Annotated in this window: 8 protein-coding genes and 1 pseudogene; 3 read left to right on the top strand and 6 right to left on the bottom strand. The window is 70.4% G+C overall.

Annotation, left to right across the window (positions count from 1 at the left end):
- Nucleotides 1-110: 110 nt before the first annotated feature.
- The gene (locus tag AC4OXY_RS07035; RefSeq protein ID WP_362822284.1) at nt 111-1,307 is read left to right on the top strand and encodes an alpha/beta hydrolase family protein; all 1,197 of its coding nucleotides are present in this window, start codon (nt 111-113) and stop codon (nt 1,305-1,307) included.
- Nucleotides 1,308-1,476: 169 nt separating this feature from the next.
- On the opposite strand, the gene AC4OXY_RS07030 is transcribed toward AC4OXY_RS07035, so the two are convergent.
- On the bottom strand, nt 1,477-1,923 hold the full coding sequence (locus AC4OXY_RS07030; protein WP_491993454.1) for a hypothetical protein: 447 nt from the start codon (nt 1,921-1,923) through the stop codon (nt 1,477-1,479).
- A 705-nt stretch (nt 1,924-2,628) separates the two neighbouring features.
- Between AC4OXY_RS07030 and AC4OXY_RS07025 the strand changes: the two genes are divergently transcribed.
- Complete coding sequence (locus tag AC4OXY_RS07025) at nt 2,629-2,820, top strand: hypothetical protein (protein ID WP_356031226.1); 192 nt, start codon at nt 2,629-2,631, stop codon at nt 2,818-2,820.
- A gap of 168 nt (nt 2,821-2,988) precedes the next feature.
- Here the strand turns inward: AC4OXY_RS07025 and AC4OXY_RS07020 are convergent, their stop codons facing one another.
- The 5 genes and pseudogenes from AC4OXY_RS07020 to AC4OXY_RS07000 all read right to left on the bottom strand — a co-directional run.
- Nucleotides 2,989-5,262: a transglycosylase domain-containing protein gene (locus AC4OXY_RS07020; RefSeq protein ID WP_491993453.1), complete on the bottom strand. Its 2,274-nt coding sequence runs from the start codon at nt 5,260-5,262 to the stop codon at nt 2,989-2,991.
- Between the two features lie 475 nt (nt 5,263-5,737).
- Nucleotides 5,738-6,988 (bottom strand): permease, encoded by a 1,251-nt coding sequence (locus tag AC4OXY_RS07015; RefSeq protein WP_491993452.1) that lies wholly within the window; start codon nt 6,986-6,988, stop codon nt 5,738-5,740.
- Between the two features lie 181 nt (nt 6,989-7,169).
- Entirely contained in the window at nt 7,170-8,066 is an 897-nt protein-coding gene (locus tag AC4OXY_RS07010) for an SgcJ/EcaC family oxidoreductase (RefSeq protein ID WP_356031222.1), read from the bottom strand.
- Between the two features lie 5 nt (nt 8,067-8,071).
- Complete coding sequence (locus AC4OXY_RS07005) at nt 8,072-8,761, bottom strand: hypothetical protein (RefSeq protein ID WP_356031220.1); 690 nt, start codon at nt 8,759-8,761, stop codon at nt 8,072-8,074.
- 324 nt (nt 8,762-9,085) lie between these two features.
- Nucleotides 9,086-9,376, bottom strand: a pseudogene (locus AC4OXY_RS07000) (MBL fold metallo-hydrolase); the annotation flags it as partial.
- Between the two features lie 289 nt (nt 9,377-9,665).
- Between AC4OXY_RS07000 and AC4OXY_RS06995 the strand changes: the two are divergent.
- Nucleotides 9,666-10,808, top strand: coding sequence for a substrate-binding domain-containing protein (locus AC4OXY_RS06995; protein WP_356031218.1), 1,143 nt, complete (start codon nt 9,666-9,668; stop codon nt 10,806-10,808).
- Nucleotides 10,809-10,903 lie beyond the last annotated feature (95 nt).

The following is a 10,903-nucleotide window of genomic DNA, read 5'->3' as shown; positions in this document are numbered from 1 at the left end:
GCATGCGGGACCGGTGATGCGTTCGCCGGGTGGATGTGTTCACGTGTGCCGCCTGACAGCGTTCCCGTATGGACACGCACATGGACAGGCACATGAATGTGAATGCGAACATGAACAGGGACAGCCGTGGCGGACTGACGCGCCGCCGTCTGATGGGAGCGGCACTGGCGGCCGGCGCCGCGGTGCCGCTCGGCGTCGCGCGGCCCGCGTGGGCCGCCCGGACGGCTCCGGGCCCGGCGCGGCTCATCCTTCCCGTGCCCACGGGGCCGTACCCGGTGGGCACGGTGTCGCTGCACCTCGTGGACCCCACACGCCCGGATCCCGCGGCCGGCCCGGCCCGACACCGTGAGCTCATGGCCAGTGTCTGGTACCCCGCCCGGGATGTCCGGCGGTATCCGCGGGCACCCTGGATGGCCGCCGAGCCGCTGCGGGAGCTCCTGACGTCCGCGGGGTTCGCCGCGGACGCCGTGTCGGCACCGTTCACGGCCGGTCACGAGGGCGCCCCGGTGCGGCGAACGGGCGGCCGGCTGCCCGTCGTCGTGTTCTCGCACGGCGCCCACGACCACCGGTCCGACGCCACGGTCGTGGTGCAGGAGCTCGCCAGCCACGGGTACGTCGTGGTCACGGTGGACCATACGGGCGACGCGTTCAGCGAGTTCCCCGACGGCCGGGTCGTCGTCCCGCTGCGAGACCCCCAACACGCCCTGGGGCCGGGGGACTTCGCGCGGGACATCCGGTTCGTCCTCGACTGCGTCGAGGACCTCGACGCGGGGCGCAGTCCCGACGCTGAGCAGCGGCCGCTGCCGGCCGGGCTGTGCGGCGCCCTCGACCTGCACCGCATCGGCATGTTCGGCTGGTCGAAGGGCGGGACGGCGACCGCCCTCGTCATGATCGAGGACCGACGCGTCCGGGCCGGGCTGAGCTTCGACGGCCCGATGGAACCGACGGTCACCACGGACCTGGACCGGCCGTTCATGATGATGACGGCCGTGTTCACCCGGGCCGAGGATCCGAGTGCCGCCGAGTTCTGGTCGCATCTGCGGGGGTGGCGGCTCAATGTCCAGGCCGACGGCGCCGTCCACTCGTCGTACTGCGACAACCAGGTACTGATCCCGCAGCTGGCGAAGGTGGTCGGGATGAGCGACGAGGAGCTTCACGGCTGGATCGGCACGCTCGATCCGGCTCGGGCGCTGCGGATCCAGCAGGCGTACCCGCTCGCCTTCTTCGACCTGCATCTGCGGCACCGCCGGGGGCACCTGCTCGACGGGCCGTCCACGGCCTTCCCGGAGGTGAGGTTCATCCCCTGACATGTCGCCCTCGCCGGTGCGGGCGAGGCATTCGCTGCGGGAGCGGGTGCCGGAGCGCAGCAGGCCGAGGAGGGTCGTGCAGGCGCGTCAGGCCTCGACGACGACCGGGATTCCCCGGCCGAGGCGTCGTTGGCGTCGCTCGGCCGAGGACTCGCGTGCCGTGAGTGTGTCAGCGCACGTGGACGGTCCTGACCGGCGTGCTCATGTCCGCGTGGGGGTGGCCGCCACGCGGACCGTCCACGCCGTAGAGCACGCCACGGAACTGCACGACGCCGCGGCGCGTGACCTTGATCTTCGCGTCCACCTTGGCGTCGTTGCCCCCGATCTCCGTGATCCGGCCGCACGCGACGGTGTGCCACCCGCCGCGCGTCCCCGTGCGCTCCTGCGCACAGAGCTTGGCGAAGCGCACCGCGTCGCTTGCGCCGTGCCCGGTGACATGGACGGTGTGCCCGGCCCGGACCGTGCCGGGCGACGCGTTCAGAACGACGTCGCCCTTGGCGAACGCCGGTGTCACTGCCAGCACGGCGGCGGCCGCGCCGAGTGCGCCCACGGCGACAACCCTGGCTCCCTGACGGCGGAAGCCGGTTTTTCCGGCGGAGCCGATACCACGGTTCATCTTGCTGTCCTGCCCCTCATCTGGTCCCCATCCACGGCCGGGCCGCCGCCCATGTCCTGGGCCGGTGACTGCGCTTCGACCGCAGCCTGATACCCCGCAAGACGGAATTCCCTCGCACCGCGTTGCCTGCCGACCATGAACAGGATCAGTGTGATGCGGAGGGCCCGCCAGTCAGCGCGCGGCGTGGCGGGGTCGTGGACGACACGAATGCTCGTGTACGACACGAATGGGCTCGCCCGGCCGGCTGATCCCCGGCCGGCCTGCGCGTTCATCTCCCGGCCGGCCGCCGCGCTCGCAGCCGTGGCGCCCGCGAGGTTTGTCTGCGTGCCTCGACGGAGGCACTGGGCGTGCTCCTGTCGGCGCTGACCTCCCCCAGCCGCACGCCACCGCCGCCGATCGATCTCCAGCGGCGGCCGACGCCGCCGGAGCGGCTGAGAGGTGACGCCGTCCGAGGCGCGTGGTCGGTCCAACTCCTCGGTAGTGCACTGGAGATGGGCAGGCGCTCGCCGAAGGTGCCGACGGACGGGCCCGCCGCGATCAGGGTGGCGAAGGGCATGGGCAGGCCGAGGTGGTGGGGGACGGTGAGCGTGTCGAAGTTGTGGTGCGTCCCTGTGAGTGATATTCGGCCCCGGTCGGTTCGGCGGGCTGTGAGGCGGTCATCTCCTGAGGCGATCGATCCTTCTGACACAAAGGAGTGTGATGCGCGTGCGTACTGTTCTCGCTGCCGTCGTCCTTGCCGCCGCAGCGGCCTTCGGAGGCGCGACCCCCGCGGCAGCCCACAGCGGCTCCGCCCCGAGCACCACCGACGACGCCTCGGGCTTCCCGCTCCTGGAAACGCCGGTGAGCCTCATCTGCCACGTCGACGACGTGCTCGGCAACGCCCCCGCCTGCGACTGACAGGGGACCAGGAGACCTCGCCGGCTCGCGCACCGCCTACGTCGTGATGGGCGTCCTCACGGTCGTGCAGACGGAGGGCCCGGCCACGGCACCGAGGCCCCGGCTCGGGGGAGCCGGGGCCTCGGTGTCAGGTGTGCGGAGCGCGCAGTTCGTGCCGTCCGGGGGCTGTCAGGGATGCCGGCCGGGCCGGGTGGGGCTGGGCGACGTGCCGCCGTTGGTGCCGCTGGTCGTCCCGCCCGTCGTGCCACTCGTGGTCCCGTCGGTGGTGCCGCCGGTGGCGCCACCGAGCAGGCCGCCGTTGCCTGCGCCGCCGGTGGTGCCGCCGGTGCCGCCGGTGGTGGTGCCGGTGGTGTCCGTCGGGCTCGGGCTGACGCAGTTCTTCTTGTGGTGGCGGCAGGCCCCGTCGGAGGAGCCCGGTGTGCCCTGCTTGGTCGGCTTGGCCGAGGGCTTGGTCGCGGTCGGGGAGGGGGTGGCCGTCGGAGTGCCGAACTCGTTCGCGCCCTGGCCCAGTGTGGGTGCGGGCGGGAACTGCTGGACGGGTTGTCCCTGGAGGGCGTCGGTCATGTAGCCGGTCCACACCTCGGTGGGCATGTCGGCGCCGAAGACCTTGGAGAAGCCGCCGACGCCCTTCATCGACTGGAGGCCGGAGTTCTTCGGGTCCTCCTTGAACATGCTGACCGCCGTGACCATTTGCGGGGTGTAGCCGATGAACCAGGCGGACTTGTAGTCGTCGGTCGTACCGGTCTTGCCGGCCACCGGGCGGCCCAGCGCCTGGGCGTTGGTGCCGGTTCCGCTCTTCACGACACCTTGCAGGACGTTGGTGACGGTGTCGGCGGTCGAGGAGGGCATGGCGGTGATGCCCTTGGGCGCCTCGAAGCCGGGCAGCTGATGGCCGTTGGCGACGACCTTGGTCACCGAGTACGGCTCGTGCTGGACGCCGCTGGCGTCGAAGGTGGCGTACGCGTCGGCCATGCGGATCGCCGAGGGGGTGGAGGTGCCGATGTAGAAGCCCGGGGTGTCGTACTGAAGGCTCTTGCGCAGCAGACCCGCCTTGAGGGCCTCGCCCTCCACATTGTTGTAGCCGACGTACTCGCCGAGCTGGACGTAGGGGGTGTTGACCGACTGTTCCATCGCCTTGCGCAGTGTGATGTAACCCCACTTCGTGGGCACGTCGTTGCGCTGGTGCAGGAGGCCCGAGGGGTCGCTCGGGTCCGGCATCTCCTGGCCCTGCTGGTTCTTGATGGTGATGCCGTCGTCGCCGTTGAACTTGGAGTCCGGGGTGATCGGCGAGGCCGGCTGCCCCGGAGAGAGGACGGCGCCGTGGTCGAGGCCGGCGGCCAGGTCGAAGGGCTTGAAGGTGGAGCCGACCGGCACACCGGTGGCGTCGGCGTTGTTGGTCCAGTGGCCCTTGTTCCAGCCCGCACCGCCGTACAGGGCCACGACCGCGCCGCTGGACGGATCGACGGACGCCGCGCCGACCTGGACGTCCTTGTCGGCCGAGCGGTGCTTCGGGTCGAGGTGCTTGTTCTCCATCGCCGCCACGGACGCCGACAGCGCGTTCACCTTCTTCTTGTTGAAGGTGGTGTAGATCTGGTAGCCGCCGTTGCCCAACTGCTGGTCCGTGAGGGACGTATGGGCTTCGACGTACTTCTCGGCGGTCTGCACCAGATAGCCGGTCTGCCCGGACATCCCCGCCGACGGGGAGTAGGGCTTGGGTGTCGGGAATCCGGCGGCCAGGTACTGCTGTTCCTGCGCGGCGGTGATCTTGTTGATCTTGGCCATGCGGTCCAGCACGTACTTCCAGCGCCCGGTGGCCTGGGCCTTGGCCTGGGGGTCGGTGTCGGCGTGCATGAGCAGGCTCGGCTCGTTGACCGTGGCGGCGATGAAGGCACCCTGGCTGACGGTCAGTTGGGAGGCGTGCTCGTGGTAGTAGGTGCGCGCCGCGGCCTCGATGCCGTAGGCGTCACGGCCGTAGTAGCAGCTGTTGAGATAGCCCTGGAGGATCTGCTGCTTGGACAGCTGGCCACCGATCTTCAGGGAGATCATGATCTCCCTCAGCTTGCGGGTGACCGACTGGTCCTGGGTCAGGTAGGTGTTCTTCACGAACTGCTGGGTGATGGTGGACCCGGACTGCACCTCGCCGCCGGAGGCCATGTGGTACACGGCGCGGAGCATGCCCTGTGTGTCGATGCCGGGGTCGGTGTAGAAGGTGGCGTTCTCCGCGGCGAGGAAGTCCCACTGCACCGGCTTGGGAACCTGGGAGAGGTCGACGTTCTGGCGGTTGGTCGACCCCTGCGTCGTCATGATCGAGCCGTCCGACCAGTAGTACGTGTTGCTCTGCGCCTGTGTGCTGGGGTTCACACTGGGGATCGTCGTCGTGGCGTAGGCGTACCCGAACAGGCCCACCACGCAGCCCAGGAACAGCAGGAACGTGCCGGACACCAGCTTCCACGAGGGAAGCCACCGCCGAAAGCCCTGTCTGTGCGCTTGCGGGTAGTTGATGAAGCGGCGCCGGCCGGAACGCCCGGCCTGTGCACGCCGAGTACCCGCCGCGGCACGCCCTGTGTCCGTCGCACCGCCCGCCTCCGCCGGGCGACGTCGTCGTCCGCCGTCCCCCCGGGCAGCCCTGCGCGCCTCGGCCCGGCCGCCGTACGGCACGCCGTCCGAGCCGGACGGCCCGGTCCTCCCCGACGTCCGGCGCCGGTGTTCACTCATACTCGCCACTCCTCAGCCAGGCGTATGCCCCCACTGCTAGCAGCCGGCCCGTCCCGGCGCAGAGCCTGACGGGGGCTTGACCTGGGGTGGATTGCCGTTCCCGGCATCTCCTACAAGTTGTAAGACTAAGCGGTGCCCGGTGTGCGGGGACAACCGCCCCCGGGCAAAGTCCTGCGACGAGGGGAGATGGCCGTTCGGCGACCTATCCGCGGGGCCCGCCGTGCATGCCCTCGTGTCCATGTCCGTGCCCGTTTCCGCGCCTGTCACCGTGCACTTCTCCGTGCCTGTCCCCGTGCCCGTCGTCGTGTTCCTCTTCCTCGTGGTCCGGCGGGCCGCCCATCATGCGGAGCATCGCCGGACCACCGGTGCGCAGGAAGCGGACGAGCAGGGATGCGGCCAGCAGCAGGAAGGCGATGTTGAGCCAGGTGGTGTAGTTCCAGGTGATCCCTTCCTCGGGGATCCTGGCGTCGGCCTGGTCGGGGATGAGCCCGAGGCCGCCGAAGGCGAATTCCACGACATATCCGGCCACGGCGATCGCCGTGAAGAACGTGACCAGCAGGAAGACGGCCATCCGGGCGCCGTAGTACTTCCGGTAGATGTTCAGGATCGGCAGGATCAGCAGGTCGGCGTAGACGAAGGCGATGACGCCGCCGAAGCTGATGCCGCCCTTCCACAGCACCACGGCAAGCGGCACATTGCCGATGGAACAGACGAAGGTGGCGATTGCCACCAGCGGCCCGATCAGGGGCCCGATCAGCCTGGCCGCCAGTGGGTGGTCGGCCAGGAAGAACGTGCGCCAGAAGTCGTCCGGCACCCACGCCGCGATCGCCCCGGCGATCAGCAGCCCCGCCACCAGGTCGCGCAGGATCGCCGCCCATTCCATGACGAAGATGTGCGACACGGACGTCAGGCCGTCCCGGGAGAAGAGCCGCCGGGCGAATCCGCCCTCACCGCCCACGGACATGTCCATCGCCGCGTGCCCCTCCATGGAGCCCGCCAGTCCGCGCTCGGCCTGCTCCCGCGCCCGGCGCAGCAACCGCTCGCGCAGCAGGACCCGGAACAGCAGGGCGAGCACGACGATCATGATCGGGCCGCCGACGAACTCCGCGGCGGTGAACTGCCACCCCATCAGCAGGGCCAGGATCACACCCAGCTCGATCACCAGGTTGGTGGAGGCGATCTCGAAAGCCATGGCCGCGGTGAAGTCGGCGCCCTTGCGGAACAGCGACCGGGCGAGCGCGACAGCGGCGTAGGAACAGGACGAGGAGGCCGCGCCGAGGCCCGCGGACAGGGCGAGCGTACGGGGCCGGTCGTCGCCGAGGAGCCGTACGACCGTCTCGCGGCGCACCACCGCCTGGACGACCGCGGAGAGGGTGAAGCCGAGGATCAAGGCCCAGGTGATCTCCCAGGTCATCGACCCGGCAAGGGAGAGCGCGTGCCCGATCGCATGCATGGTGCCTGCCCTTCGCTGTCGACCGCCGCCGTCGGGACCGGAGTCTATACCCCCTCGGGGTATTTGAGGCCGGGCGTGTGCTGGTGCAGGGCGTTCGCGCCGTGGTCGGGCGAAGAAGGTGCGGTTCTGGCGCACGATGGTGTTGGCGGGCGATCGGTGGCGGGCGGTCGGTGGCAGCTGGTCAGGTTCCGGAGGGGTCGGGCTTCGGGCGCGGGCCGCCGAAGCCGTGTGCCGAGAGGTCGAACCAGTTTCCCTCCGGATCCATGGCCCGGTACTCGGCGAAGGGGCGGCCGGTGAAGCGTTCCGCGGGTTTCGGAGTGCCCGCCGCAACCAGTGCCTCGGACGTGGCTGCCGTGTCCTCGACGTGGAAGCCGAAGTGGTTCATTCCCACCGGGGTCTCGCCGTCGAGCTGGTGCTTGATCAGGGCGAGGGACAGATATCCGTCGGAGAGGAAGCAACTGCCGTCCGGATCACGGTGGAAGAGTTCCATCGCGAAGACCGAGGAGTAGAACTCGGCGAGCTTCTCCGGGTCGCGGGCCACGATGGCCAGGTGGCGGAGTTTGGGCCGCCCGATGGGTTCGTTCATGGCGGAATCCTTCGCGTCGAGGACGTGCTCGGTCGGGCGGGGTGCGGGGACCATGTTGTGGAACGCCCTGATCAGCCAGCGACGTTCCGGTGTCCGCTCCACGACGGCCAATGCGTGCGTGGAGGTGAGCGGTTCGCCGCTGCGGGCGGTGATGGTCGACTCCGCCTCGACCGTGGCCAGACCGGGGCGCAGGAAGCGGACGGACACGACCTGGGCGTCGAGGAGCGTTCCGGCGAACGGCCCCTGGAACAGGGCCTCGTGTCCCGCCTCGATGCCGCTGCGGCCGGCCGGCTTCTCGCCTCGTACGGTGGTGAAGTCGCAGTCCTCCGTGAAGCTCGCGGCGAAGAGCGCGGCGTCACCCGCCGCCCAGCCACGGGTCATCCGCGACCACAGGGCCCGGATCTCCTGAACGTCGTCCCCGGCACCGCCGTCCCGGGTGTGTTCGCGGGCGCCGTGCGAGCCCGGGGTGTGGGCTTCTTCGGGCTGATGCATCGTTCTCACACCTTCAGCAGGGCGCTCGTTCGGACGAGCAGGGCGAGTTCGGGGCAGCCGGTGTCCTCGGACCGGTGCGGGAAAGGCGGGGCCCAGGCTGCCAGGGAGTGGTAGTACGCGCCGCCGCGGTGCTCCAGGTAGCAGATGAGGTTGAGGGGCCATCCGGTCCGCCCGAAGAGATGGCGGTCCATGGGCGTCGGGCGCTCACTGAGCACCTGACCCCGTTCCGACGGCGGACCCAACCGGTGCCAGTCCGGGTGCATGTGGATGGAGCCGAGCAGATCCATCCCCAGGGCGTCGGCCTCGCGGGACGCGCGGAGGAGGTCGCGGGAGTCCATCCACCAGCCGCGGTGCTCGTTCTCGTAGGCCGGTCCGAACGTCGGCACGATCGTCTCGCGGAACTCCCGTCGGGCCGACGGATCGGTCGTGCGGGCGTTCCGGCCGAAGGTGATGCGCCGTACGTGGTACGTCGTCGTCTCCGCGTGGCCGAGCAGCAGGGCGAAACAGGGCAACGGGGCCTGGGCCGTGATGAGTTGATACTCGCCGACGGCGGCTGCGAGGAAGTCTGCGAGTGCCTGGTCGTCCAGCAGGACGGTGGGAGGAGCGGGGGCAGCGCCGAGATCGGCGGAGCCCTCGGGAGCGCTACATCGGGTGTTCGGTAACGCCGGTTCGGGTGTGTTCGCCGTTACGGACATGGGGGGTGGGTCTCCGTTGAGGTGGGGTGGGGAGGCCGGAGGAGGGGTGAAGGCGAGGGGGGAGCGGGTGACCGCGAGTTTACTTGAGAGTTCACAATCTTCGCCCCGGTCGGGGTGAAGCGTGGGGTATTCCCTATGCGACATAGGGGAGTTGGGAGTTCGCCACCATCCCCGAGGTCAGCAACTACTGGCGCTGAGCGGCCTCCCGGGCCTCGCCGCCTGTGTCCGACGCGGGGCCAGTGGGGATCGGCGGGGACGGGTGAGAGTCGGTAGGCGGGCCCGTGCGAGACGACGTGGCCGGCTGTGGGGGTGCGAAGTGGGTGCCCAGGCGGGGTTGGCGCGTTGCTTGCCGTTGCCGATGCCGGTGTCGACCAGGATGTGCAGCCCGTCGAGGGTGAAGGCGAAGCTGTGGCTGTCGATGTGCAGGATGCCGGAGTCGTCGGCGAAGTGGGGGCGCAGCCAGTCCTGCCCGGCGACGAGGTCCGGGGTCGCGTCGGGCAGTAGCCATGCTCCGGTCGTGGATGGGAGGGGGACCTCGTCGATGCGGTGGACGGTGACGCCGCCCACGGTCCAGGAGGGGGCGGTGGTCGGGTCGGTGGCCGGTGGAGTGCTCATGAACGGGCGCTTCCTTCGGTCTCGTCACGGAAGATCGTCGCGGGTCGGTGCGGCGTCCTCGCGCTGGAGCATGGGGTTTGCTTCAGGCCGCCGTAGATCGTCCGCCACCGCGCACGCCGCCGTGCGAGAGCTCGCCTCGGACGTGGGCCGGGCCGCCCCGAGGGGCGTCCCGCCGGCGACGGCACGGTCAACACCGGCGACCAGCACCCCGGCACCCCCTGGCTATGCTGCCGACGAAACGTTCAGCGAAGCGCTCAAACGGACAGCGGGTTGTGAGGGGGCCATCGGCATGCGCGAACCGGTCGATCTCAGGCGGCAGCGGATCCTCGCCGCGGTGCAGTCGCGCGGTGGGATCCGGGTCAGCGATCTCGCGGCGGAGCTCGCGGTGTCGGTGGTGACCGTACGGCGCGATGTGGAGGAGCTGGCCCGTGCGGGCAAGCTGCGCCGCGGCCATGGTGTGGCCCGCCCGGTGCTGCCCGAGACGGAGCGCCCGGCCGCCCCCGCGCCGCGTTCGGCGAACGGCGGTCCGGTCGCGGTCGTGGTGCCCGAGCGCCATGCGTATCTGTACGAGGCGTTGCACGGCGCCCGGACTGTGTTCGAGGAGGCCGGGACCCGTATCGCGCTGCACATCGCACCGGCTGCCCCGGGGGCCGAACAGCCGCTCGTGGAGCGCGCGTTGGCCGAGGGGGCGCGAGGCCTGCTGATCGCGCCGCGCTGGCGCAGCCGCACCACGGAGGAGGCGGATTACTCCTGGCTGTCGCGCCTGGACGTGCCCGTGGTGGTGATGGAACGCAGGCCGCGGCGCGGCAGCGCACTGCACGCCGTGGACACCGTCTGCACGGACCACTGGTACGGCATCCATCTCGCCGTCGGCCACCTCACGGAGCTGGGCCATCGGCGTATCGTGCTCGCCGCGCGCGACGACAGTCCGACGGCCCGCGCCATCCGTGCCGCGTTCACCGAGATCGCCGCCGACCACCCGGACGTCGACAAGTGGGCCGTGGCGCTCAGTTCGCCCGGCGCGGTGCCCGACCGGGCGGCGGCCACCACGGAGACACCGGTCGAACTCCCTTCAATTCTGGCCGAGTTGGGTGCGACGGCCGCCGTGCTGCACGGCGACGTGGACGCCTTGATGCTGGTGCAGTCGCTGCGCGACAACGGCGTGCGGGTTCCCGAGGACTGCTCCGTGATCGCGTACGACGACGTGGTCGCGGCGCTCGGCAGTACCCCGCTGACGGCGGTGTCCCCGCCGAAGGCGGACGTCGGTCGTGCGGCGGCGGAGCTGCTGCTGCGCCGGCTCGACCCGCGGGACCCCGAGGGGGCGAGCGCGCCCGTGCGGCGGCTGGAGTTGCTGCCGTCGCTGAAGGTCCGCGGCTCGACGCAGGCGCCGCGCACATCCGCGACCCCGGAGTCAACTGCCCTAGCGAAGTGAGCGTTTGACCGTTCTATTTTCCTCTGATTGATCTATTGACCAGGTTCATTCAGTCGCTCAGTATTCCCGTGACCCGAACACGCAGGATCCGCACG

The organism is Streptomyces sp. HUAS MG56 (genome assembly GCF_058673395.1).
Note: the sequence above shows the minus strand (reverse complement) of the source record. Positions and strands in the feature narration are given on the sequence as shown.

Excerpts from the sequence above, each read along its gene's own strand:
- AC4OXY_RS07035 (WP_362822284.1), top strand. The coding sequence starts at position 111 with ATGAACAGGGACAGCCGTGGCGGACTGACGCGCCGCCGTCTGATGGGA.
- AC4OXY_RS07030 (WP_491993454.1), bottom strand. The coding sequence starts at position 1,923 with ATGAACCGTGGTATCGGCTCCGCCGGAAAAACCGGCTTCCGCCGTCAG.
- AC4OXY_RS07015 (WP_491993452.1), bottom strand. The coding sequence starts at position 6,988 with ATGCATGCGATCGGGCACGCGCTCTCCCTTGCCGGGTCGATGACCTGG.
- AC4OXY_RS07010 (WP_356031222.1), bottom strand. The coding sequence starts at position 8,066 with ATGCATCAGCCCGAAGAAGCCCACACCCCGGGCTCGCACGGCGCCCGC.
- AC4OXY_RS07005 (WP_356031220.1), bottom strand. The coding sequence starts at position 8,761 with ATGTCCGTAACGGCGAACACACCCGAACCGGCGTTACCGAACACCCGA.
- AC4OXY_RS06995 (WP_356031218.1), top strand. The coding sequence starts at position 9,666 with ATGCGCGAACCGGTCGATCTCAGGCGGCAGCGGATCCTCGCCGCGGTG.